This is a genomic window from Streptomyces sp. NPDC050121 (assembly GCF_044460385.1).
GTDB classification, from domain to species: Bacteria; Actinomycetota; Actinomycetes; order Streptomycetales; family Streptomycetaceae; genus Streptomyces; species Streptomyces soliscabiei.
Genome location: NZ_JBITJV010000074.1, coordinates 1 through 23,369, shown reverse-complemented (window position 1 = coordinate 23,369; position 23,369 = coordinate 1). Strand labels below are relative to the sequence as shown.

General features: G+C 69.5%; 19 protein-coding genes and 5 pseudogenes. 15 read left to right on the top strand and 9 right to left on the bottom strand.

Features of this window, described 5'->3' with window-relative positions:
• Positions 1-132: 132 nt before the first annotated feature.
• Positions 133-913, bottom strand: a pseudogene (locus ACIBTS_RS47855) (IS256 family transposase); the annotation flags it as partial.
• A 687-nt stretch (positions 914-1,600) separates the two neighbouring features.
• On the opposite strand from ACIBTS_RS47855, the gene ACIBTS_RS47850 reads away from it, so the two are divergent.
• Both ACIBTS_RS47850 and ACIBTS_RS47845 read left to right on the top strand, forming a co-directional pair.
• A complete protein-coding gene (locus tag ACIBTS_RS47850) occupies positions 1,601-1,942 on the top strand; it encodes a hypothetical protein (RefSeq protein WP_399328055.1) in 342 nt (113 codons plus the stop codon).
• A 515-nt stretch (positions 1,943-2,457) separates the two neighbouring features.
• Positions 2,458-2,942 (top strand): annotated as a pseudogene (locus ACIBTS_RS47845) (transposase); the annotation flags it as partial.
• Between the two features lie 44 nt (positions 2,943-2,986).
• Here ACIBTS_RS47845 and ACIBTS_RS47840 read toward each other — a convergent pair.
• On the bottom strand, positions 2,987-3,511 hold the full coding sequence (locus tag ACIBTS_RS47840; RefSeq protein ID WP_399328053.1) for a hypothetical protein: 525 nt from the start codon (positions 3,509-3,511) through the stop codon (positions 2,987-2,989).
• A gap of 549 nt (positions 3,512-4,060) precedes the next feature.
• Between ACIBTS_RS47840 and ACIBTS_RS47835 the strand changes: the two genes are divergently transcribed.
• From ACIBTS_RS47835 to ACIBTS_RS47810, 6 genes and pseudogenes are all read left to right on the top strand, one after another.
• Positions 4,061-5,284 (top strand): cellulose binding domain-containing protein, encoded by a 1,224-nt coding sequence (locus tag ACIBTS_RS47835; RefSeq protein WP_399328051.1) that lies wholly within the window; start codon positions 4,061-4,063, stop codon positions 5,282-5,284.
• A gap of 26 nt (positions 5,285-5,310) precedes the next feature.
• On the top strand, positions 5,311-6,477 hold the full coding sequence (locus ACIBTS_RS47830) for a cellulose-binding domain-containing protein (RefSeq protein WP_399328049.1): 1,167 nt from the start codon (positions 5,311-5,313) through the stop codon (positions 6,475-6,477).
• A 191-nt stretch (positions 6,478-6,668) separates the two neighbouring features.
• Positions 6,669-8,165, top strand: coding sequence for a cellulase family glycosylhydrolase (locus ACIBTS_RS47825; protein WP_399328048.1), 1,497 nt, complete (start codon positions 6,669-6,671; stop codon positions 8,163-8,165).
• Positions 8,166-8,222: 57 nt separating this feature from the next.
• Positions 8,223-8,408: a hypothetical protein gene (locus ACIBTS_RS47820; protein WP_399328047.1), complete on the top strand. Its 186-nt coding sequence runs from the start codon at positions 8,223-8,225 to the stop codon at positions 8,406-8,408.
• A gap of 57 nt (positions 8,409-8,465) precedes the next feature.
• A pseudogene (locus ACIBTS_RS47815) lies at positions 8,466-8,816 on the top strand (IS5 family transposase); the annotation flags it as partial.
• An 18-nt stretch (positions 8,817-8,834) separates the two neighbouring features.
• Positions 8,835-9,389, top strand: a pseudogene (locus tag ACIBTS_RS47810) (transposase); the annotation flags it as partial.
• A 121-nt stretch (positions 9,390-9,510) separates the two neighbouring features.
• Here the strand turns inward: ACIBTS_RS47810 and ACIBTS_RS47805 are convergent.
• A complete protein-coding gene (locus ACIBTS_RS47805; RefSeq protein WP_399328045.1) occupies positions 9,511-9,861 on the bottom strand; it encodes a YybH family protein in 351 nt (116 codons plus the stop codon).
• 244 nt (positions 9,862-10,105) lie between these two features.
• Positions 10,106-10,918: an MBL fold metallo-hydrolase gene (locus ACIBTS_RS47800; protein ID WP_399328043.1), complete on the bottom strand. Its 813-nt coding sequence runs from the start codon at positions 10,916-10,918 to the stop codon at positions 10,106-10,108.
• Positions 10,919-11,009: 91 nt separating this feature from the next.
• Between ACIBTS_RS47800 and ACIBTS_RS47795 the strand changes: the two genes are divergently transcribed.
• The gene (locus tag ACIBTS_RS47795) at positions 11,010-11,384 is read left to right on the top strand and encodes a winged helix-turn-helix transcriptional regulator (RefSeq protein WP_399328041.1); all 375 of its coding nucleotides are present in this window, start codon (positions 11,010-11,012) and stop codon (positions 11,382-11,384) included.
• A 152-nt stretch (positions 11,385-11,536) separates the two neighbouring features.
• A pseudogene (locus ACIBTS_RS47790) lies at positions 11,537-12,775 on the top strand (IS3 family transposase).
• Here ACIBTS_RS47790 and ACIBTS_RS47785 read toward each other — a convergent pair.
• From ACIBTS_RS47785 to ACIBTS_RS47775, 3 genes are all read right to left on the bottom strand, one after another.
• A complete protein-coding gene (locus ACIBTS_RS47785) occupies positions 12,759-13,055 on the bottom strand; it encodes a helix-turn-helix domain-containing protein (RefSeq protein WP_399328040.1) in 297 nt (98 codons plus the stop codon). The pseudogene ACIBTS_RS47790 and the gene ACIBTS_RS47785 overlap by 17 nt on opposite strands.
• Positions 13,056-13,373: 318 nt before the next feature.
• Positions 13,374-14,864 (bottom strand): CATRA conflict system CASPASE/TPR repeat-associated protein, encoded by a 1,491-nt coding sequence (locus tag ACIBTS_RS47780; protein ID WP_399328038.1) that lies wholly within the window; start codon positions 14,862-14,864, stop codon positions 13,374-13,376.
• Positions 14,861-15,118 carry a hypothetical protein gene (locus ACIBTS_RS47775; RefSeq protein ID WP_399328036.1) on the bottom strand — a complete coding sequence of 86 codons (258 nt, stop codon included), beginning with the start codon at positions 15,116-15,118 and terminating at the stop codon, positions 14,861-14,863. The genes ACIBTS_RS47780 and ACIBTS_RS47775 overlap by 4 nt, the downstream gene beginning before the upstream one ends.
• A 240-nt stretch (positions 15,119-15,358) precedes the next feature.
• On the opposite strand from ACIBTS_RS47775, the gene ACIBTS_RS47770 reads away from it, so the two are divergent.
• The 4 genes from ACIBTS_RS47770 to ACIBTS_RS47755 all read left to right on the top strand — a co-directional run bounded on the left by ACIBTS_RS47770 (position 15,359) and on the right by ACIBTS_RS47755 (position 21,372).
• A complete protein-coding gene (locus tag ACIBTS_RS47770) occupies positions 15,359-18,343 on the top strand; it encodes a CHAT domain-containing protein (RefSeq protein ID WP_399328034.1) in 2,985 nt (994 codons plus the stop codon).
• 462 nt (positions 18,344-18,805) lie between these two features.
• Positions 18,806-19,834, top strand: a complete 1,029-nt coding sequence (locus ACIBTS_RS47765) for a hypothetical protein (RefSeq protein WP_399328032.1) — start codon at positions 18,806-18,808, stop codon at positions 19,832-19,834.
• Positions 19,835-20,165: 331 nt separating this feature from the next.
• Positions 20,166-20,639 (top strand): hypothetical protein, encoded by a 474-nt coding sequence (locus ACIBTS_RS47760; RefSeq protein ID WP_399328030.1) that lies wholly within the window; start codon positions 20,166-20,168, stop codon positions 20,637-20,639.
• Positions 20,640-20,802: 163 nt separating this feature from the next.
• Positions 20,803-21,372 carry a hypothetical protein gene (locus ACIBTS_RS47755; RefSeq protein ID WP_399328028.1) on the top strand — a complete coding sequence of 190 codons (570 nt, stop codon included), beginning with the start codon at positions 20,803-20,805 and terminating at the stop codon, positions 21,370-21,372.
• Between the two features lie 33 nt (positions 21,373-21,405).
• Here the strand turns inward: ACIBTS_RS47755 and ACIBTS_RS47750 are convergent, their stop codons facing one another.
• Positions 21,406-21,663: a helicase associated domain-containing protein gene (locus tag ACIBTS_RS47750; RefSeq protein ID WP_399328057.1), complete on the bottom strand. Its 258-nt coding sequence runs from the start codon at positions 21,661-21,663 to the stop codon at positions 21,406-21,408.
• A gap of 325 nt (positions 21,664-21,988) precedes the next feature.
• On the opposite strand from ACIBTS_RS47750, the gene ACIBTS_RS47745 reads away from it, so the two are divergent.
• On the top strand, positions 21,989-22,900 hold the full coding sequence (locus ACIBTS_RS47745; protein WP_399328026.1) for an NADP-dependent oxidoreductase: 912 nt from the start codon (positions 21,989-21,991) through the stop codon (positions 22,898-22,900).
• 277 nt (positions 22,901-23,177) lie between these two features.
• Here ACIBTS_RS47745 and ACIBTS_RS47740 read toward each other — a convergent pair.
• Positions 23,178-23,369, bottom strand: a 192-nt coding sequence (locus tag ACIBTS_RS47740; RefSeq protein WP_399328023.1) for a hypothetical protein, incomplete at its 5' end; no start/stop codon positions are given.

The following is a 23,369-nucleotide window of genomic DNA, read 5'->3' as shown; positions in this document are numbered from 1 at the left end:
CGCTGCCGTTCGTTCAGATGCGGCAGCACCACCGCGAAACGGCAGTCGAGTTGGGACAGCATCTCCTCCGTGATCGCCATACCAGGCCAACGAATCGCTGATCGCGAAGCAACAGGTTGATCCTTGACGGCTTCTGTGAACCCAGCACCGCTGATGACGGGCGGCCGGAAAGACCTCGGCCAACGCCTTCCACAGCCCCATCGCGCCGTCGCCGACAACCAGCTCGGGGTCGCGCATGCCGCGGCGGCGACAGTCGCGCAGCAGGTCCGCCCACGACTCGGTCGACTCGCGCAGGCCCTCTGCCAGCGCGATCAGTTCCTTGGTGCCGTCCAGGCGGACACCGAGCAGGACCAGCACGCACGAGTGCGTCTGCCCGAGCCGGACCTTGGGGTGCACGCCGTCGGCCCACACGTAGACGAAGTCGCGGTCTGACAGGTCCCGGGCCTGGAAGGCGGCATGGTCATCGGCCCACTGCCGCGTCAGCCGGGTCACCGTCGCCGGCGACAGACCGGCCGTCGAGCCGAGGAACTGCTCCAGGGCGGGCACGAAGTCCCCGGACGACAGTCCGTGCAGGTAGAGCAGCGGGAGCACCTCGGAGATCTTCGGCGACTTGCGGCACCACGGCGGCAGGATCTTGGAGGAGAACCGCTTGCGCTTGCCGGCGGTCGTTCACTCGCGGTGCACGCACCTCGACCGGGCCGGCGGCAGTGCCGACGGTCCTGGGGCGGTGATGACCGTTGCGGACCACCAGCCGTCGGCCCGCCTCATCGGTCTCGGCAGCCAACTCGGCTATGTACTGGTTGACTTCCGCTTCCAGTGCCGCGGCAAGCATCCGCCGGGCGCCCTCACGGACGATCTCGTCGATCAGGGAGCCGGTCCCGGTCGTTCCATCGGCATTCACTACGCTCAGCACGGGCGCGCCTTCCCGACCGACGGTGCAACGTCGGCCTACTCGATGACCAGAAGTCGATCACTCGGGAAGGTACGCCCTTCGCGTCCCACCCGAGGCCGATCCACAAGTCATAAGCATTGCTCTCGCCACGGCGGCCCCCACCGCCTTCATGCGCCCGCGACAGCGGCGCAGTCCCGCACCCACCGCTCTCGCCCCAGGACACGCGCAGGCGACGCAGCACGGTTCTCACGGGTGAGCAGGGGTCGGAGTCTGGCGCATCGGAGCCCGGCGTGCGGCCAGCGCCGGGCTCCGCCGGGCCTCCGCCCTTGCGGCGCACGTCGCAGGTGGCGCACAGGTACGCGAGCCAGGCCGGGCCCGTCCCGGGCCTGGGCGGCGGGAGTCCTGCCGGAGCGCGCTTGCCGTGCCGGCGCAGTCCAACTCCCCGCGCAGCGAGGTGAACTCCTGATTGCGCCCGTCTCTGGGGGTAGTTGCTCGCTGGACCAGGAACTCGCCAACCGTCTCCAAACCATAAGGAGTTGGTTAGTGATGGCTGTTCGTCAGTTGTCGACTGCCACAGTTGCGGCGAGCGGCGACTGCTGTACACCATCAGGTGCCCTGTCTTAGTCATCCCTGGGCATGACGCGGCCCATCCTCGTACTGGACTACCTTCGCGCAGGTTAGAAGATCCGTTCGAAACGGGGAGGGTGCATGACCAGCACACTCAAGAAGTTCGTAACCACCACGTCGGCGTCGGGCCTCCTGGCCGCAGGCATGATACTCGGCGCCACGGGGGCGGCCCAGGCCGCCCCCGGCGGTCCGTCCGGCTGCACGGCGTACGTCTCGCACACCGACATCCACACGGCCGTGGGCTTCTGCACGTCGGGCAGCGGCACCTGGAACGTCCAGGCCATGTGCGCCGGTCCGGGCAGCACGCACGGCCCCTACAAGGGAGACCCCGGCTACCGCACCCGCGGTGTGGAGAAGGCGGCGACGCTCAACTGCGGTGGCGGCTACCCGACCAACCTGAAGGTTGTCGACATCAAGAGCTGAGTCTGGAGCGTGTCTCTTCAATGAGTGGTCAGTTGATCGGACGGACCTGTCCGGCAAGCGATCACTGATGCGATTGTGGGACCGGATCGCGCCGCTGATATCGGCCGATCCGGTTCCGCAGTCGGACGACGGCGCGAGCGCTTCTGGGCCGTGGAGTTCCAGGAGCCCTGGGGTGGCATCGCTCTGCCCCCGGCCCGGCGTGCGAGGGGGCCCGCGCGTTCTGGAAGCCGATGTCCCAGAGGGTCACGTGAACGGATGGCGGTTCCCGGCCAGCGACTGCCGAGTGTCCATGGCACTGGCCCACCACGGGGGCTACTGATCCAAGACCGTCACGAAGCTCGAGGGCGACGCCGTCGAGGAGCTGGAACTCAAAGGATTCGAGCCGGTACCCGAAGTCCAGCGACGGCTGGCCCCTGGATGACCAGACTCTCCTGCCCGGGCCTCCAGCTGCGCGCCCGCCTGGCCGGACAGGCCAACTACAGCGCTCCTTACCTTGTTGGCGGGTTGATTCCGCGGCCAAGACCGTACTGGCGCTGGACGAGGAGATCTCCAGCATCGACCTGAAGATCGCTGCCCGCTTCCGTGAGCATGGCGACGCGGAAGTGATCGCCAGCATGCCCGGAATGGCCCGTTGCTGGGGGCGGAGTTCATCGCCTGCACCGGAGCGGACATGGACGCCTTCGGGAGTGCGGGACGCCTCGCCGGAGTCGCTGGTCTCGCCCCGGTCCCACGGGACTCAGGGCGCATCAGTGGCAACATGCGCCGGCCACATCGCTACCACCGCCGGCTCCTGCGCGTCTTCTATCTCTCCGCTCAAATCGCCGCTCTCTTTTGTCCCACCTCGAAGACCTTCTACGACCGCAAACGGTCCGAGGGCAAGAGCCACAAGCAGGCGATCCTCGCCCTTGCCCGTCGACGCCTCGACGTCCTGTGGGCCCTCATCCGCGACCAGCGAACCTTCGACGTCCTACCACCTCAGCGCGGTCTCGCGGTGGGCTGATCCCTGTTGTCTGGGACGGCGTGTGCTTGCTGCCGCGGTATGTCTCAGTTCCTGATGAGAGGCTCGTAGGAGTGGCCCTCCGGCGTGAAGATGAGGACGAAGTCTTCTCCCATCCGAACAGCTACCTCCCGCAAGCGGACCAAGACGTCTGCCTGGGCCGGCAGGTCGAGGCCCAGGGCCGCCGCGGCACGGTCTCTCCGGGCCACGAGATCCGGCATGTCCTCCAGGTACTCGGCCGAGAGCTCTTGACTCTCCTCGTCCGTGAACGCTTGGCAGTCGCGCCACCAAGGGGCAACCAGCAGCAGCCGCAGGAGCTCGGGCAGGCCGATCGCAACCAGAGCCGCACCTCCTTCGGAGTCGGCATAGAGGATGGGACGTTCCTCGCCACCATCACCGCAGAAGAAGTACGTGCCCCCAGCGCCGTCGCCGGCGAAACCCTCTAGCGCAGCCCCCGAGGCGAGGTGGACCTCTTCGGCATGGTCGCCTCGATCCAGGTCGAAGTCGCCCGGCCAGGCGAGAAACCGGGCAGCCTCGTCCTGTTCGCGGACGGCAGTGATCAACGAATCCATGAGCCGCACCCTACGGCTCACTGGTTGACAAGCATCATTGGGAATCAGTCACACCCAGCCCCAAAAGATCAGCCGCCGCCACCGGAAACCTATAGGCGCGCCAATCACCCTGCGCAAAAACCGGCACCACACTCTGAACCGCCCCGGGTCGGGCACGTGGGGGGCGGGCCCAGTCGCGTGAGGAGCTGTTGAGCCGGACGGGCCCGCAGCACTCGGCTCTGGTCTGGGAGGGTGCCAAAAACTGATTCCACCCCCTGTCCGGGCCGGGCACACGCCCCAGCCCGGACACGGCGAAAACTCCGACGGGAACGCGACCCCTTGTCAGGGTCATGGCCCTCTTCTACAGTCCTGGATACGGAGACTGTGGGAGCGCTCCCACAGTGGGGGTGCTCCAGCGCTCACTCCGAGAGGAGTCCCACACGAACGTTACGGCGCCCCGTCACGAAGAAGGCGGATCCCCCCATGCAGCTTCTTTCGATCCACCGCTCGCCCGCCCGAAAGCGCATTGCTGTGTTGCTGGCAGCGCTTTGCTGTGCCGCGTTACCCGTCGTGGCCGCGGCCGCCCAGCCGCCCGTGGCGAGCGCCGCCGCTGCTGAGGTCTTGGGCAACGCGACCCACTTCGACGGACTCGGGAGCCCCTACGGCGGCTGTGGTCTGCCGCAGCGCGAACTGGACAGCCAGGACTTCGTGGCGCTCAACGTGTTCAACACACCCGGCGACTACTCGGGCTCCTACCCGCGCCCGGTGCCGGACTCAAGGGAACCGATCAAGGGTGCCTTCGACAACGGCCGCAACTGCGGCCGCTGGGTCAAGGTCACCATCGGGGACTACTGCTCCGGCACCAACGACGGCGCCCCTGGCCAGCCCTTCTGCCGCAACGGCTCCTGGGCGGCCGACAAGTACAACGGGGCCACCCTGACCATGCTCGTCGCGGACAGCTGTGCCGATTCCAACGCCTGGTGCCGGGACGACCCGAACCACCTCGACCTGGCGACCGATTCCCTCAACCGCTTCCGGATCGGCGGCACCCCCGTGGGGGCGATGTACCCGGACCGCTGGAACAACCGTCATGTCTCCTGGAGCTTCGTCCCGGCCCCGGACTACAGCGGCGACATCCGTATCGGCTTTCTCAGGGGAGCCCAGCGGTACTGGCCCGCCATCGCCGTCTCCCATTTGCCCAACGGCGTCCACGGCATCCAGTACCTGGCGAACGGCACCTGGACCGACGCCACCATGAACAGCGACATGGGGCAGTCCTATGTCATCGGCGCGACGGCCTCCGGCGGAAGCGACTTCACCATACGGATCCGCGACGCCGCCGACGCCTGGCTGGGCGGCGGCCGTACGTACTCCTTCTCGCTGCCGTCGAGCTGCGCGGGAGGCTGCTCGCAGGACTACACCGCCGTCCCCTACACCACTGACACCTCTGGAGGGACACCGCCTCCCACTCCCGCGCCGAGCCCCTCCGGCGACACCGCCTGCACGGCGCAGTGGAAGCTGACCGGCTCATGGCAGGGCGGGTACCAGGCCGACGTCACGGTCACCAACACCGGGTCCCGGCCGGTCACCGGCTGGTCGGTGCACCACACCCTGCCGGGCGGTGTGACCGTGGCGAACCGCTGGAACGCGATGGTGGATCCGTCCCGCCCCGCCACCACCGTGCACAACGCCTCCTACAACGGCTCCCTGGCGCCGGGCGCGTCGACGACCTGGGGAATGACGCTCAACGGCGACGACCGAGACCTCGGCACACTCCTCTGCACCGCGTCCTGACTCCCGTCGAGAGAGTGATCATGGCCATGACTTCATTACGCGCGCGCCGCCACCGGCTGCCTGCGTGGGCATTGGTTCTGACCGTGGTGGCGGTTGCCCTTCCCGCCATCGCGACGTCACGCGCACAGGGCGCGGCGACGGGCTGCACGGTCACGTACACCACCAACGAGTGGTCCGGCGGCTTCACCGCCCAGATCCGCGTCACGAATCTCGGCGCCGCCCTGAACGGCTGGCGGCTGGAATGGGCCTACGGCGGCGACCAGCAGGTCACGTCCGCCTGGAACGCGCAGGTCACCCAGTTGGGCAGCGCGGTGACCGCCGTGAACGCCGCGCACAATGCCGTGCTCGCCACCGGCGGGTCCGTGGACTTCGGCCTCCAGGGCACCTGGCGCACCGCCGACCCCGCCCCCACCGCCTTTGCCCTCAACGGCGCTCCGTGCGGCGGAACCGCGACTCCCACGCCGACGCCGACGCCGACGGCGACATCCACGGCGCCGGCCGAATGCGCCGGAGCCGGGGCGACGATCTGCTCCGACTTCGAGGACCAAGCCGGCACCGTGCCCTCGGGCGCCTGGCAGACCACGGCACCCGACTGCCAGGGAACGGGGAAGGTCAGCGTCGACACGTCCGTCGCCTACAGCGGCACCAGGTCGCTGCGCGTCGACGGCGGCGCCGGCTACTGCAACCACGTCTTCGCAGCCTCCACCCGCGATCTGTCCTCCGTCGGGCCCGTGGTGTACGTGCGGATGCGGGTCCGGCACACCACCGCCCTGCCCATCAACCACGTCACCTTCGTGTCCATGCCGGACGCCCCACAGGGCAGCAAGGCGCTGCGCGTCGGCGGGCAGAACGGCGCGCTGCAGTGGAACCGCGAGAGCGACGACGCGACGCTGCCGGAACAGAGCCCGGCGGGTGTCGCGCTCAGCACCCCGCTGGCGACCGGCCGGTGGCTGTGCCTGCGGTACCAGATCGACACCACCGCCCAGTCCATGCGCACCTGGGTCGACGACCAGGAGATCGCCGGACTGCGCGTGGACGGGGTGCCGACCCAGAACGTCGACGGGCAGTGGCTCGCCCGCAGGACCCCTCCCCGCCCCACCGGCCTGCGCCTGGGCTGGGAGAGCTACGGCACCGGGGACGACACTCTCTGGTTCGACGACGTGGCCCTGGGCTCCTCACCGATCGGCTGCTGACGCCCGCATGGAATGTGCCGGGACGACAGGATCTGAACGCGCGACAGTTGTCGATTCCTTGATCCGTACGGCGCGCAGCACCCGCCTGGTGGACCGGTCAGCTGCAGGCCCTCGGCCTGGGCCCTGGCTCACCCGTCCGTCGATCAGATGGGTATCGAGCTCATCGATCCCTTACGCAACAAGGAGATCAGGTGAAACGTCGTCACACCTTAATAGCCACCGGCGCCGCCGGTGCACTGATCCTGGGTGGCCTTGCCATCGCCACCCTGCCCGCATCGGCAGCCGCCACCGGCTGCTCGGTCGCGTACAAGGTGCAGAGCGAATGGCCGGGAGGGTTCACCGCGGACCTGGCCATCACCAATCTCGGCTCCCCCGTGCGAGGGTGGACCGCGACGTTCGACTTCCCGAACTCCGACCAGAAGGTCACCAACGGCTGGAGTGCCACCTGGGCACAGTCCGGAACCCACGTGTCCGCCACCAACCTCGACTGGAACGGGACGCTGGACACGGGCGGGTCGGCGTCCATCGGGTTCAACGGTGCGTGGAAGGGCGCCAATCCGCAACCCGCATCGGTTGCGCTCAACGGCGTGACCTGTACCGGCTCGGTGACATCCCCGACCCCCAGCCCCACCACCACTGCGACCGGCGGTCCCAGCGGTCCGGCCCCGGAGCTGAAGGTTTCCGGCAACAAGATCGTCACCGCGAGCGGCAAGCCGTACCGGCTGCTGGGCGTGGACCGCTCCAGCGGTGAATACGCTTGTGTTCAGGGCAAGGGACTGTGGGACGGCGGCCCGGTCGACCAGGCTTCCGTCGACGCGATGAAGACCTGGAACATCCACGCGGTACGTGTGCCGTTGAACGAGGAATGCTGGCTCGGCCTCAACGGCTCGCCCAAGGGGACCGCTTACCAGCAGGGCGTCAAAGATTACGTCAACCTGCTGGTCGCCAATGGCATCACCCCGATCCTCGACCTGCACTGGACGCGGGGCGCCTATACCAACGGGCCGGACTGGCACTGCAAGGACGCCACCGCGACCTGCCAGAAACCCATGCCGGACGCGCAGTACGCCCCCCAGTTCTGGACCGGTGTCGCCAACGCCTTCAAGGGCAATGACGCCGTCGTCCTCGATCTGTTCAACGAGCCGTACCCGGAGATCGCCGCCGGCTGGGACAAGACCGTCGGCTGGCAGTGCTGGCGCGACGGCGGCACCTGCACGGGCCTCCCGTACGAGACGGCCGGCATGCAGGACCTGGTCGACGCGGTCCGGGCCACCGGCGCGACCAACGTCCTCATGCTGGGTGGCCTTGAGTGGGCCAACGACATGCGCGAGTGGCTGACGCACATGCCGAACGACCCGCTGAACAACATCGCCGCGTCATGGCATTCGTACAGCTTCAACGCCTGTGCGACAGTGTCCTGCTGGGACAGCCAAGTCGCGCCGCTCGCCCAGCACGTGCCGGTCGTCATCGGTGAGTTCGGCCAGGACAACTGCGGCTTCGACTACATGCAGCAGTTGGTGGACTGGGCCGACGCGCACAACATGAGTTATCTCGCGTGGACCTGGAACCCCTGGGGCTGCAGCAATGGTGGCGTGCTCATCAAGGACTGGGCGGGCACCCCGGAACCCGGCGTCGGAGAGGGTCTGAAGGCCCACCTGATCAGCCAAGACCCCTACTCGACCCCATAACCGAGTGCCCAGGTTCTCGCCCGGGTCGTCGACGGCGCACCGGCCGGTGCAGAGATCGTGCTGGTCGGTGTCTGCCTGCGCCCCGACACGGTCGACCCCGGGGTGGTGGTCGGCAGGGAGCTGGACATGTACGGGCCGTTCGGCGGCAGCCCGGGTGAGTACCGCCAGACGTTCATGGTCGGGTCCGTGCTCGCCCCACCACGGCAGTCCGGCCCGGCCGTGAAGCGGCACCCGGGCGGGTGATTTTCCTTCGCGTACGCGGGCGCAGTCCTAGGCCGTGTCTTCAAATGATCTTGAGTAGTGGATCATGGTTGGGTGATACGTCGCCATGAACTGTCCGATGCTGAGTGGGAGTTCGTCCGGCCGCTGCTGCCCGAGTCCTTGCGGGGGCGGAAGCGGTTGGACGACCGCACCGTGCTCAACGGGATCGTGTGGAAGTTTCGGACCGGCACCGCTTGGCGGGATGTGCCCGAGCGGTACGGTCCGTGGCACACGCTGCACACCCGCTTCCGTCGCTGGGCCCTGGACGGCACCTTCGAGCGGATGCTCCGTGCCGCCCAGGCGCGGGCGGATGCGGCAGGGGACATCGACTGGCTGGTGTCGGTCGACTCCACGGTCGTGCGGGCCCACCAGCACGCCGCCGGAGCCCGAAAAGGGGGCTCCGCAGCCCTGGACGACGTGCTGATGCTGGTCTGCGACGGGCTCAAGGGCCTGCCGGAGGCGGTGGAGACCGTCTGGCCTCGCACGATTGTTCAGACCTGTGTGGTTCACCTCCTGCGCAACAGCTTCCGTTACGCGGCCCGCCAGGACTGGGACAAGGTCGCCAAAGCCCTCAAGCCCGTCTACACCGCCCCGAGCGAGGACGCCGCGGCGGAACGGTTCGGGGAGTTCCAGGATGCCTGGGGCCGGAAGTATCCGGCGATCATCAAGCTCTGGGAGAACGCCTGGGCAGAGTTCGTGCCCTTCCTTTCCTTCGACGTCGAGATTCGCAAGGTCATCTGCTCGACGAACGCCATCGAGAGCGTCAACGCCCGCATACGCAAGGCCGTCCGGGCCCGCGGCCACTTCCCCAACGAAGCCGCCGCCCTCAAGCGCGTCTACATGGCGTTGATGAGCCTCGACCCGACGGGCCAGGGCCGCAAGAGGTGGACCATGCGCTGGAAGGCACCCCCCAACGCGTTCCAGATCGCCTTCGAGGGCCGGCTCACCCCGGCCAACAACTGAACCTCAACAACCAAGATCAGCCGTTGACACAGCAAGCGGCGGCCGCATCGTGAAAGTCGATGCGGCCGCCGCTGCCTTGAGAAGGTTCCGTCGCCCGACGGTGATGCCGGGATGACGAGAATCAGACGCCGTAGGGGTTGTCGATGATGTAGACCCAGTCCCCCTCGGCCGTCCTCCTCATCACCTCGACCGCCTTCCCCTCCACGATGCCGCTCTCGCTCGTGATCCGCCAGGACGGCTGGACCATCGCCAGGTCGCCGTTCTGATGGACCGACGTGGCCACGACCTCCATGGTGCTGGGCGAGGCGAGGTAGGGCTTGAGCGCTTCCTTGATGCTTTCCCTGCCGTAGACCGGCTCCTGTCCCGGTCCCGGCACGAACATGGCGTCTTCGTCGAACAGGGAACCCAGTCCGTCGAGGTCCCGGTCCTTGAGGTACTGGGCGAAGCGCTCGTGCACGACTTCCGGCTTCATATTCTTTCCTTCTCTCTTCGCTTCTTCGTTGCGGACGGGCAGGTCGGCTACCGGCCGATCCATGTGAGCCATTGACCGGTGACGGACGGCGTCAGCCCCGGAAAGCTGCTGGGCGCTGTCGTGCGCGCCGATGATCCTGTCCGGCACGGGGGGCGAGGCCCTCATGCAGTGCGGTAACCGCGGCAGCTCCCGCGTCTGCGGCGGCATGGGAGGCGGCCGGTGTGTCGGCGGCGGCGTTGAGGTGTCAGAGGGTGTGGGGGTCGGGCAGGGTGACGGGTTCACCCGGGGTGGGCCAGTGCAGCGGGGCGCCGGCGGCGTCGAAGGTGTGCTGGACGTGACTGCGGTCTTCGGTGTAGTGGGCCCAGCCCTCGGCGTGCACGGCGACCACAAGGGGGTCGCCGAGCAGGCGGCGGGCCTCGACGGCCTGGACCGCGGTCAGCGACAGCCGTACGTCACCGAATGCCTCGAAGCCGGCCGCGCCCAGGTGTAGCAGCGCCACGTCGATGCGGTACCGGCTGGCCAGGGCGCTGATCGCGTCCAGGTCAACGGTGTCACCGGAGACATACACGCTCGGCGTGGAGCCGTCGTCGGTGTGCAGGAGGAAGCCGGTGACCGGGCCGGTGAGTTCCTCGGTGCCGAGGGGGCCGTGGCGGGCGGGAACCGCGGTGATGTTCAGCGGCGTGCGGCCCGGCATCGACAGGGTCCGGGTCTGCCAGGGCTCCAGGCCGACGGCCGCACCCCCGAGATCGGTGGCGCCGGCGACGGTGGTGAACACCTGCGAGGCGCCGGAGGCCACCGCACGCCCGGCGGTGTCGAGGTTGTCCAGATGCCCGGTGTGGCTGACCAGGACCGCGTCGAGAGCGGGCAGTTCCCCGGGCTTCAGTGCCGGGTCGGCGGTCTTGCGCACCGGGACCGGGCCGTCCTGGTACTCGGTGCCGGCGGCGTCGAAGGTCGGGTCTGTCAGCAGCGTCCAGCCGGCCAGGCGGATCAGCGCGGTGGGGCCGCCGAGCACCGTCACGGTGTTCGCGTCACGGGTCACGGCGCCGTCGGTTGCCACGGGTTACTCCTTGACGATCAGGGGTTGGTCCCCTCACTCTGACCGAGTTACTTTCTAGAGGGAAGTACATACCTTCAGGTGAGGTGAGCACGTGCAGGAAAGCACGCGAGGCAACGTCCGTAATCCCGCCTGCCCCGGCAGGCAGCTGTTCGACCTCGTCACCGCCCGGTGGGCCGCCCTGGTCCTGGTCGACCTCATGAACGGCCCGCAACGCTGGTCCGAGCTGCGCCGTCGGGCCGGCGGCGTCAGCGACAAAATGCTCGCGCAGACCCTGCGCGACCTCGAAACCGGCGGACTGATCACCCGCACCGTTCACACCGGGCGCCCACCGACGGTGCAGTACGCCCTGACCGACCTCGCCCGCGACGCCACCCCCGCACTGCAACACCTGCAGAACTGGGCCGAAGAACACACCCTGGACTACGACCACCACCGACGCACCCACACCACCCACCCGACACCCTGAACAAGGCAGGTTCAACGCACACACGTCACCGCGCTTCCACCGTCTGAGTCAGCGCTCTGACCAGCATGAACCGCGTGCAAGGGGCCTCCCCCTGAGTGGTGGACACGCTGATACTGGATCTGCTTGATCCGGAGGAAGCGAGAAGACCGCCGATGGCGATGAAGGACTACTCGGACGAGTTCAAGGCCGATGCCGTGGCCCTGTACGAGTCCACACCCGGGGCGACCTACAAGAGCATCGCCGCTGACCTGGGCGTCAACCGGGCGACCCTGCGGGAGTGGGTGCTGCGGGACCGCGAACGCCGTGGCATCACCGCCGCGGCTGCGCAGCTGGCCGCCCCGCCTCGGAAGGCGGTGCCGTCCGCTGATCCGCACGAGCGGGTCCGGCAGCTGGAGGCCCGGGTGGCCGAGCTCGAGGCAAATGAGCGCAAGCTCGCCACCGAGCGGGACATCCTCCGCGAGGCGGCCAAGTATTTCGCCGGAGAGACGAACTGGTGAGGAGCCGCTTCCAGTTCGTTGACGACCACCGGGACACCGACGAGGTGAAGCGGCTCTGCCAGGTCCTGGACGTGAACCGGTCCAGCTACTACAAGTGGCTCGCCGGCGCCGAGGCCCGGGCCACCCGGCAGCACCAGGACCGGATCCTGGCCGAGGAGATCCGCAAGGTCCACGCAGAGTCCGGCGGCGCCTACGGCTCCCCGCGAGTGACGGCCGAGCTCCGTGAGAAAGGGCGGCGGGTCAACGAAAAACGGGTCGCCCGGATCATGCGGACGTTCTCCATCACCGGCATCCGCCTGCGCACACGCGTGCGCACCACGATCCCGGACCCGGCCACCTCACCGGTCCCGGACCTGTTCCAACGGGACTTCACCGCCACCGAACCGGGGCGCAAATACATGGGCGACATCACTTATCTCCCCCTGGAAAACGGGGAGTTCCTCTATCTCGCGACCGTGCTGGACTGCGTCAGCCGCAAGGTCGTCGGCTGGTCCATCGCCGACCACATGCGCACCAGTCTGGTCGCCGACGCACTGCGGATGGCGGCCTCGACCCGTGGCGGCCTGGACGGCGCCGTGTTCCACTCCGACCACGGGGCCCAGTACGGCTCCCGGGCCTTCGCCGGCCTCTGCGACCAGCTCGGCCTCACCCGGTCGATGGGCGCGGTCGGCACCAGCGCCGACAACGCGGCCTGCGAAAGCTTCCACGCCTCCCTGAAACGCGAGACCCTCCGGGGCGCCCACGACTACGGCGACGCCGACACCTGCCGTAGGACCGTCTTCGCCTGGCTGACCACGCTACAACACCCGCCGCCGGCATTCCGCCAACGGCCACCTCAGCCCCAACGAATACGAACGCCGGCACCACACCGCTAAACTCACGCTCGCCGCGTGAGCAATGACCGCGTGCCCACCTTCACGGGGGAAGGCCCCACCGACGCCCTCGACAACACCACCCCCGTTGCCCGGGTGACGACCGCGCCGACTCGTTCCAGGGTCCACAGGTCGGCCTCGAAACCATGAGCCTGGGCACCTTGCTCCAACGCAGCCCGGACCATCTCGACCTGGGTGTCGTCCAGCTTGGGTGGGCGTCCGGTGGCTGCCCGTCTCCGCAGGCCCGAAGCACCGTCTTGCTCCCACCCCCGCCGCTCCAACGCCGCACACTCTCGGCACACACCCCCACCGCCCTCGCGATCTCCGCATTCGAGACGCCGCCCTCCAATCAACTCGACTGCCCGAACACGACGCGCCTCCGCCCACTGAGGCCGCGACAAAGGAGGAAGGGAGGAGCCGGCACCCGAAGGGGAAGGTTGATATGCCACCCACACGGCCACCACACCCACCGAACTTACGAAAAGATCAGTAAGCGTGGAACGGTCTCACGTGCAACCGGGCGCTGCAGCATGCTGTCGCAGCGTGCGGCTGCCCGGCACGGGCGTTCCCACTGTTGAGGCGGGCACGAGCGCTTCCCGGCCAGCTCCGCCGCGCGCGGGTCAGCGACGGCGGTGGAAAGCCGTCGCGCGGGCGGCGGCAGACAGAGCGGCGGCGACCGCGGCGACCGCCGGGGTCGGCAGAGGCCAGTCGAGCAGCCAAGCCGCCGACGAGCCCAGGAACCAACCGGCGCATGCCCCGGACACGGCGAAGAGCAGCAGGTCGAAGCAGCGCCCGAACGACCGGAGCAGTAGAGCCTCTTGGCGCGGCTGCGCCAGCCACGGCAGGATCAACGCCAGTGATGCCAGGAAGGCGATCAGTCCCGGCTGCACCGGCTTCGGCAGAGGCACCTTGTAGCCAAGACTCTGGATCGCGGCCAGGGCGAGCAGCAGAGAGCCCAGCACCGAGGTCTGGCTGAGCGTCAGCCGGTCTCGCCGGGCCTGAGTCAGCCGGTCCGCGGCGGTTGATCCACGCCGTGCTGCCGCTTCGGCCCGTTCGTCCGCCAGCGACAGTGCCTCGGCGACGGTACGGATCTGAGCCCGTGCCCACCTGACCAGCCGCAGTTCCGGGGTGGCGAGACCGGTACTCTCCTCACCCAGCAGATGCAGCGTCTCCTCGGCTGCCGCGAGGTCCGACTCCCTCCTGCGCAGGCGCTGTCCTTCGGCCGCCGCTTCTTGGCGGACCGTCTCCAGCGCGCCAAGGACGTTCTCGAGGCGCATCAGTCGGTCTCCGGCGGCTGCCGACCCGGCGGCAGCCGCCACTCCCACCGCCTCGCACGCCTGCCCCACCCGGTCGACAAGCTCCCACAACGCGGGCACCTCGTCGCGCAATTCGCCGCTCTGGTGCCGGATCCGCGCGGCCACCAGCAGGTGAACGGTTGCCGGGGGTGCTCCGGCCTGTGTGCCCTGCCAGGACCACCGGCTCAACTCGGCCGCGTCTGCTTCGGCGGACACCGTCAGCAGCCGGTGGTGTCCCGCCCACCAACCGGGCCCCACAGGCAGTTCCCACACGTGGACTGCGCCAGCCTGTAGGGGCGGGCCCTGCGGTCCTGGCCCCGGGACTGTCGGTGCCAGCCACCCGGCCAGTGCCTCTGGGGCAAGCCCGGCCTCGACGGACGGCAGTTCGCCGAGCAACTGCTCGGCGCTGCCCAGCAGTCCCGGTACCGCCGGCCCGGGGTACCCAGCCGCCCCCCACCACCGCAGGGCCAGCCCCGCCCAGTCGGAGCGGTCGTCGTTGGGCGCGAGCAGTACCGCCGCGACCACCATGTCGTGTACAGCGGTCACCACAAGCATCTCGTACGCCCCGCCAGCGGAACGCTGGACCGCTGCCAGCACACGCGGCCGCAGCTCCACCCGGCCGGGACGGGCCGGCACGGGCTCAGGAAGTCGGTCGGGCCGCCCGCCCACCGCATCAACCATCCCCAGCGCCTGCGCCGCCTGCCACCATCGCCGCAGCATGGAGCTGGCCGGGGTTCCCGCCACCAGGGCTGCGTCAGTGAGGAACAGCCGGGCGACGAGCGCCTGGCGCAGCGGCTGCTCCTGCGGACAGTTCACGGCGTCCCTGTGCCTCCGCCCGGCGCTGCGTGCGGGGCCGGCGGCGGTGCTGCGTCGAGCGTGCTCTCCAACCGGGCCAGGACGATCAGCACCGCTTCCTTCCCATAAGTCTCCGACTCATCCGGCAGGGTGCCGTCGGCGAGGGTCGGCCGGGCCAGGGCGACCCGGCGCAGCGCGGTGTCGAAGGCTGCCGGATCACCGGTGGCGCTGGCCCCTTCCAAGTCCCGCAGCGCCGTCGGCAAAGGTGCTGGCACGCCGTCGTCCAGGTTCCATTCCCCCCGCGATGGCGCGCACGAGCCGCAGGGCCCGCTTCCGCTGCTCGGCGGATATGCTCACTCGTCCTCCAACGTGCGTGTCCTGTACGTAGATTCGGCATGCCGGAACAGGGTCGCGGAAAGGTACACCGACGCGACGCGGAGATGCCTACCCGGGCCGAGTCCGCGCAACCGCGCTCGCATCCCGCGCATGTGCGGGATGCGCAGGCAGGGGGCCACATGTCAGAGGTGAACGAGTTACTGGATGCCGCGCAGTCGATCGGGGCGAAGTACCTGGAGAACGGGAGCCACAGGGCTTTCCGCTTGGCCCGGCTCGCGGCCCGCACAGCTGAGGCGGCCGCCCGATTCAGCGGCACCCGCGAGCAGCTCGCCGTGGCGCAGTGGCTGTACGGCTTCCTCGGCCTGGTCGGCCATCAGCGGGGCCACACCGGCACGGGCATCCTCGTGAAGGCGCGTCAGCGATTGCGCGAGGTCGCCGAGAGCCCCGCCACCCCCGAGGAGCTGCGGGCCCCTGCGGTGGACGCCCTGGCGGCGGTCCTGCTGGCCCGCCACGAGGCGACCGGCGAGGCCTCGTACCTGCACGACATTGTGGAGCTGGTGTCAGGCGCATTGCGCGCCCTGCCGGCTGGGGCACCGGAGGCCAGACGCGGCGTGTACCTGACCCACCTCGGTGTCACCGAGTCCGCCCGGGCTCGCCACCAGGGCAATGCCGTCCTCGCCGACGCCGCTGCTCGGCGTCTGCGCGAGGCCATGGCCCTACTGCCCGAGGGGTCCCACGAGTATGCGCTGGCAGTGGCCCAGTCCGCCCACGCCGAGCAAGTCGCCGTAGAGATGGGCGGCCTGGCCCACGGTCAGCGGGACACGGCGGACGCCCTTGTGGAACGCGCCCGCCGAGCGGCGGCGGCCGCCGAGCGACTGGGACCCGCCGGAAGCCCGGACGTCCTCGGGCCGGGCGCCCCATACCTTCATCTGAGCAATGCGCTGTGCCTGCGCTTCGACGCACGCCGTGATCGCGAGGACTTGGCCGAAGCCGAGCGGAGCGTGAGCCGCGCCCTGGCCCTCGTACCGGAGGGGAACACGGCCCGGCCGATCTACCTCATGGCCCGAGGCAGTGTCGCCACGCGCCGCTACCTCGCCACCGCCCGGTCGGCGGAGGGCACCCGGGAGGGCGCCGAGGCACACCTGGACAGGGCCGTCGCCGACCTTCAGGGCGCGGTACGACTGCTTCCCCTCACAGCGCCCGGCCGAGCGCTCTACCTGGGCAAACTCGCTGAAGCGCTCCAGAACCGCTACCAATACGACACGCTGCGAACGGCCGACCTCCGCAAGGCGACCCGCCGGGCCGAACAGGCGGTGGCCGCGGCAGGCTCACAGGCCGCCGCGTCCGGTCCCCTGCTGACCCTTTGCGACCTGCGCGTCCTGGCCTACCAGCGGACCCCGGACCTGTTCGCCGGCGCCGCGCTCACCCTGGCCGAGAGCAGCCTCGCCCGCGCCCTGTGCGAGCTGCCGATCGACCACCCCGCCATCGCCACAGTCACCCTGCTCCGGGGCCAGTTGTACAGCTCAGTGTTCCGCCGTACCGCACAGGAGGAAGATCTCGACAGCGCACTGCTGTCGTACGCCTTCGCCGCCCGCCACGAGACCGGTTCGCTGCTGCGCCGCGCCACCGCAGCCAACCTCGGCGGCCTTCTCGCCCAACGCTCCGGCCGCCATGACACGGCAAGCGAACTCCTGGGCCTTGCGGTGGAACTGCTGGAGGCCATGACCGAGCCAACGCTGCTCGGCTGGTACAGCCGTATCGACCACATCGAGCAGTTCGGCGGCCTGGCCGTGAACGCCTGCGCCGCGCACCTGTCCGCCGGTCGGCCCGAGGAGGCCCTTGCCGTCCTCGACCGGGGCAGGGGCCTGTTGCTGGCCCCGGTCTGGGGCCTGGCCTCACGGGCTGCAGGCCTACCTGAGCAAGACCTCAAGCTGTACCGGGAGGCAGTGTGGTCCTCGTTTCGCTCCGATCAGGCGGCAGAAGCCACAACCTCGTCACTCGCCGCCGGTCCCTTCACGTCCCCCGCACCGTCCGCCGGGCCGGACCAGCAGGGGTATTCCGACCCTCGGGAGCACCGGCAGGCAGCAGGCCGGATCCTTGCCGCGCACGCATCCAAACTCGCGCCCGCAGGCATCGACATCGAAGCGCTGGCGCGCAGGCTTGGCTCGGGTGCAGCAGTCGCGCTCAGCACGACCGCGCTGCGCAGCGACGCGCTGATCCTCACCGCCAAGGGCATCGAGGTCGTACCGCTTCCCGGCATGGCCCCCGATGCCGCTGAGACGTACTCCCGGCGGCTTCACATTGCAGCCAAGGCCCGTACCGATGAGTCTGTCACCGTCTTTCAGGAGGTCACCGGCTGGTTGTGGGAAAGCCTCGCTGCGCCCGTGCTGCAGGGACTCGAACGGCTAACATCACAACTGCCGGAACGCGTGTATTGGGTGCCCTCCGGCCCTCTGTGCCTACTCCCCCTGCACGCCGCCGGGCTCCACAGCACAAGCCCGGACGTGGTGCACGACACGCTGCTCGGCCTGTTCGTCTCCTCTTACGCGGCAACCCTGCGCACACTCGAACGGGATCTGTCCCGGCCCACCGAACCAGTCGGCCCGGCTCTCCTCGTGGCGCCGGGCCGGTCGGGTCGGATGGGCCCGGTGACCGTCCCGGCACCACTGTTCGAAGCGCCCGGGGCACTGCAACTGACCGAGTCCCAGGCCGGGCCCCGGGAAGTACTGGATGCGCTGGCGGGCCGGGCAGTGGTGCACTTCGCCTGCCACGGCACCACCGACCCGTCCGACCCGGTCGCGAGCGCGCTGCACCTCGCCAAGGGTAAAAAGTTGCCGTTCGTCTCCGTCGCCCGCACCGACCTCAGTGCGGCCCGGCTGGCGTTCCTCGCCGCCTGCGAAACCGCGCTGACAGGGCACCGTTTCGCTGACGAAGCCCTCCACATGGCCTCCGCCTTCCAACTCGCCGGCTTCCCGCACGTCATCGGCACCCTGTGGGAGGTCTACGACGACCTCACCGCCTCCGTCTCCCGATCCGTATACGCAAACCTCGCGGCCGGCCCGGCGAAGGCCCTGCATGAGGCTGTCCGCGAACTCCGCAGTTCCGACCAGGGCATCGAACTGGGGCCACTGGCCTGGGCACCGTTCATCCATTTCGGAGTCTGATCGGCCGAAGAGCGGGCCCTCGTGAACACTGTTCTCCCCCGCTGGGCGGCCGGTGCAAGCGTGATCGCGCCGATCCTCACCCCCGAGGGCGAGCGCCACCATGTTCTGCGTCGCCGCCACACGTACGTCAGGTTGCTGTATCCCTTGTCGGCCGCAAGGCTGTCGGGCTTCGTCCGTGGCCGGCCTGGTGACGACGTCGGCGTCATCGCCGGCGACCTCACCATCGCCACCCGCCTCCGGCCCGACGAACGCGCCCAGATCGCGATGCGGCAGCGAGAGGCGAGGAGTGATACCCCCTCACCGTCAGCCCCGTGCCCCTGCCGCCGGGCGGGCTGGCCGCGCTCCATGCGGACGTCCTCCAGCGCGTCCAGCACGGAGGTATGGCACAGGCCCCGCGTTAGCCGGAACGCCAAAGGCGGATGCGCCGTTCGACGGCCCGCAGGTCGGAGGACAGCGAGCCCGATGAGGCTCTCCACGCACGAGACGGTGCAGCGCATCTGGACGGTTCAGCTGCACCCGCAGCCGGGCGGGCCGGTGCTGACCTGCCCTCAATGCACACTGCACGGCTACCGGCTGCAGGCCGCCTCAGCCCGCTCCGTCGCCCTGACGCACCTGGCCCGCCACGCCCGGCGCGATGTGCTGCCCGGGCACTTGCGGACCTGCCAGTGCCGGGCCCGCAACTGCTCCTGGCACCCGCGCCACCGCGGCTGCGCCGGCCCCGTTCTCCTGGCGCTGACCTGCGACCGCAGCGGACGCTTGTGGCGCCTGGCGGACGCATGCGCCGCCTGCGCGGCCGCCACCAACACCGCCGTCGTACCCGACACCCTGCCGGCCTCCGCACTCCCGCGGCCGGCCGGTGCAGCCGCCAGGCGCACTCGTCCCCCGCACGGACCGGGCGAGCGGCAGCGTGTCCGGGAAATGCTCACCTACCTCGGGGTGGCGCTGCCCCGCTTCTCCTCCTCCGCCGCCCGGCTGCTGGCCCTGCAGTGCGCCCTGCGCGCCGACGGCCGAGGCCGCGTCCGGCTCCCCAGCGGTCTTCTGCGCAGCATGCGGCTGCACGGCCGTGCCGAGCTCTGGGCCGAGCTGGAACATGCCGGGTGGCTGCGCTGTTCCCTCCCGCGACGTGCCCACGTGGAAGCGCATCTGCTCGATGCGGACATGCAGACCCAGACATCCGGTCGTCGCGTCCGCGCCCGCGCATCCCACTGGGCCCTGCGCCCCGTCCCGCTGGTCGCGCCGCGCGGGATGTCCCCCGCGGTGCAGCTCACCGCTCTGGTCCTGGCAGCCCACACGTCCGACGGCTTCAAAAGCGCGGAAGTCGACGTCCTTGCCCGGCTCGGCGGTCACTCCCCGCAGCAGGTGGAGGATCTCCTCGACCAACTGGTCCGCTGCCGTCTCCTGGCCGCCTGGCAGCACCTCAGGGAACACGACGAGATCTGCTGGCGCCTGCCCGAACGCAGCGCACCGAGCAACGCCACGCCAGGAAGGTGATCACCTGGCAGCCCTCACCTCCCTTCGAAACGGCGCGGAAGGCAGCACGTTGAAGCCGCGTCCCGCCACGGTGAGATGAGAGACGCACGGCAGGTGGGCCGCAGCTCCCGGCCCACGGCGGCAGGAGTCAGATCCGGTCATGTTGTTTCGAGGCAGAGTGAGACGCCATGAGACGCAGGGAGACACCGACGGACACCCATGAACGCCAATGAACGACAACGACCGCCAACACCCCTGGCCAGGAGTGTCCGAGACGGGGCACCGGGTTGTTTCGACCTTGAGGAGGAGAGCAACACTTGCCGGTATGCCGAGCTTTCAGCAAAGGAAGGCCGTGGGCGACGCGCACGAAAAACGTGTCGCTGAGGAACTCGCCCTGCGCGGATGGGACGTCAGCCCCTGGGGCCAGGGCGTGCTGACCGAAGCGGTGCGACTCGCCCTGCGGGGCACCGAGAGTTCGCTGCGGTGGACACCCGATCTGGTGGCCGCCAAGGACCGGCAGGTGTTTCTGATCGACTGCAAGAGCCGCATGACCAGCCGCATCACCCATCGCCATGCGGTGCAACGGGCCGCCGTCATGGCGCACCTCCAGCTCGCCGCATGGACGCAGCTGCCGATCTGCTGCGTCTTCGACAACCTCGACGTCCTCACTCCCCTGGACGTCCTGATACTGGGCCGCACAGGTCCGCAACCCGCCGCAGGCTCAGGCTCCCCCTACCACCTGGTGCCCACGAGATGCTCCCTCGCATTCGACGAGGTGTTCGGAACCACGCAGCAGCTACACACCCCCGGACTCGGCGCCGCCTGACCCGGTCGGAATATGGAACCGGTCGAACAATGACGACAACTGACCACGTTGCGCGCATGGTCGGGCAAAGAGCGGTCCCTCTTCATTCTCAGTGGCCGGGCATTGCCGTGCGGACGCTAGCGTCCCCCGGAGTGCGCACTTCTGCGGGAGGCTGGACGTCATAGTGGAAGCGGTCTCGGAACTTCTCACCCTCACAACGGACTACGCGGCCAAGATCGATGCCGACCTGGAGCTCGTCGAAAAGGATCGCGAGCGTGTCCGTGCGGAGATCACCGCGTTGCAGGATCAGCTGCACACCCTGAAGGGCAATCACGCGCTGCTACTGAGCATGCGGGAGGCCCTGTCGGGTCACTCCCCCGCCGCCTGCCCGGAGCCGGGGCCGGACGGTGCAGCCACAACTGGCAGCAGTCCTGCCGCTCCGCCTGTGTCCGACGGCGTGCCGCACACCGGCGACGATGCTGCTGGTGATGGTGGCCGGGGTGACGGGGCACCGGAAGCGGGAAAGAAGGCGCCGACGCTTCGGAATCTGGTGGCCGATGAGCTGACAAGGCGGGGCGAGCCCTGCTCGTCGCACGACGTCGCCACCGCACCGGCCCGGGCGCACCCGGGCCGGAGGATCAAGGAGCCTGCGATGCGTCACGCGCTGGAGGCGCTGGTCGCGCAGGGGCGAGCGGGGCGGTCCAAGCGCGGCTCGCGCGTCTTGTACTTCTCGGCCGGCATGGGCAAAGACTGACGTCCGCCCGCCCGGCGGAGCGTGGTCGCTGGTTCAGGCAGCCGTCTCACGAAGTGGCTGCGCGGACGACAGGAAGACCGGCATCGTCTCGAAGCCCAGAGCTGCCAGGCCGGCTTGCTGTCGGGGCGTCATCTGGGCGCTGTCCCTGCGCCGTCGAGCCAGCCAGGCCCCGAGGTGGACCTGGTCGCCGAAAACCTCTTCGGTGTGGTCCTTGGGCATGTCGAGGTGCCCAAGGCGCTGGTGGTACTGGCGTGCCGCGCGCAGCCCGCGGTTGAAGGCCCGCTCGCGCAGGCCGGTGGGCGGGTCAGCAGCATGCTGTGGGGGTGGGCGTCGGGGCAGGCGCGGGCCAGGGCGGCCAGGAGATGTTTTTGCTGGGGATCGAGCAGGTGCATGTGGGTGATCTGGCGGTCCAGCCAGCTACCCTCAGTGTTCTGTCGCTTCTTGCCCGAGACGAACGCCCGCCGTTGCGGCCGGTGTGCCTTGGGCCTGCGAACCTGGACCTCGGTCCGCCCCCGACAAAATGGGAAGCCAGTCGTCCAGGTTCCAGGGACAGCCTGCCGGGACCTGCCCGGTCAGGGCACCTTCAGAGAGAAGACGTAAGATGCGTGCTGTCATCGTGTCCGAATATGGTGGCTCCGATGTGCTCCGCGTCGCCGAAGTGCCAGCCCCTGAGCCAGGTGACGGTCAGATCCGCATCCGGGTCGCGGCGGCCGCGTTGAACCCCGCCGACGCCCTGATCCGGTCCGGCGCCCTGGCCTCGCGCGTCCCCGTACAGGACTACTACGTTCCCGGTCTCGATGTCGCGGGCACCATCGACGCCCTGGGCGGCGGTGTCCGTGGCTTCGCGGTTGGCGACGCCGTGATCGGCCTGTCCGACTGGCCGGACACCCAGGCGGGCACGCATGCCGAGTACGTCGTCCTGCCCGTCACGGCGGTCGCCGCCGCACCCCGGCACGCAAGTCCGATCGAGGCGGCGACACTCCCACTGAACGGACTCACTGCCTGGCAGGCCCTGGACCTGCTCGGCGCGGCCGACGGCGCTACGGTGGCGATCACCGGTGCGGCAGGCGCCGTGGGCGGCTACCTTGTCGAACTGGCGGTCGCGCGCGGTCTGCGGGCCGTCGCCGTCGCCGGGCCGCAGGACGAGGAGCTCGTGCGCAAGTTCGGGGCCGACATCTTCGTTCCGCGCTCCAAGGACCCCACCGCCGCGATCCGCACAGCCGTTCCCGGCGGAGTCGACGGGCTGATCGATGCAGCCGCCTTGGGCGGGCCGGTGATCGGTGCAGTGCGAGACGGCGGCGCGTTCGTCAGCGTTCGCGGCGCGGGTCCAGGAGCGGAGCGCGGGATCCGGATCTCGCAGATCCAGGTACACAGCGACGCGGTGCGGCTCGCCGAGCTGGCTGCGCTCGCGGACATCGGCGGTCTCACCCTGCGGGTGGACCGGACGATGCCGTTCGCGGAAGCCGCCGCGGCCCACGACGCCCTGGCCTCGCGCGGCCTGCGCGGGCGCATCGTACTCGTGCCCTGATCAGCTGATCCCGGCCGCGGACCGGCCCGGGTGGACAGAACCGCGGCTCGGGCCACACCGTCCTCTGATCGTGGGGCTGCTCGTCGGCGTTCCCGAATCACATGGCCGATCATCTCGGGCATCCGGACACCACCCCCACGGGCCCCGGTGTGGCACCCTGCCGTGCCGCCAACTTGCCCTGACAGTCCGTCATTTCACGCCATCGGCGGCCGGAGGCTGTCAGAGGGCGTGTGGCCCCCGGCGCGCAAAGCGACCCTGTGCCCGCCGGTTGCGCGGTTCACATCCGCACCGCCCGGTGCGCCGCTTGCGCCAGGCCCGTTTGCGGCAGCGGGGAGAGCCGTGCGCCGCCGGGACGCGACGGTCGAGGCCCGGCCGCCCAGAACGTCCCGCACTCCCGGCGGCCGGCCGCCACGCCGGCCTTCACGATGTCGCCCCGCCCAATGGTGCAGCAGCCGCTCACGGGCGTGAA

Excerpts from the sequence above, each read along its gene's own strand:
- ACIBTS_RS47830 (WP_399328049.1), top strand. The coding sequence starts at position 5,311 with ATGACTTCATTACGCGCGCGCCGCCACCGGCTGCCTGCGTGGGCATTG.
- ACIBTS_RS47770 (WP_399328034.1), top strand. The coding sequence starts at position 15,359 with ATGTCAGAGGTGAACGAGTTACTGGATGCCGCGCAGTCGATCGGGGCG.
- ACIBTS_RS47805 (WP_399328045.1), bottom strand. The coding sequence starts at position 9,861 with ATGAAGCCGGAAGTCGTGCACGAGCGCTTCGCCCAGTACCTCAAGGAC.
- ACIBTS_RS47840 (WP_399328053.1), bottom strand. The coding sequence starts at position 3,511 with ATGGATTCGTTGATCACTGCCGTCCGCGAACAGGACGAGGCTGCCCGG.
- ACIBTS_RS47765 (WP_399328032.1), top strand. The coding sequence starts at position 18,806 with ATGAGGCTCTCCACGCACGAGACGGTGCAGCGCATCTGGACGGTTCAG.
- ACIBTS_RS47850 (WP_399328055.1), top strand. The coding sequence starts at position 1,601 with ATGACCAGCACACTCAAGAAGTTCGTAACCACCACGTCGGCGTCGGGC.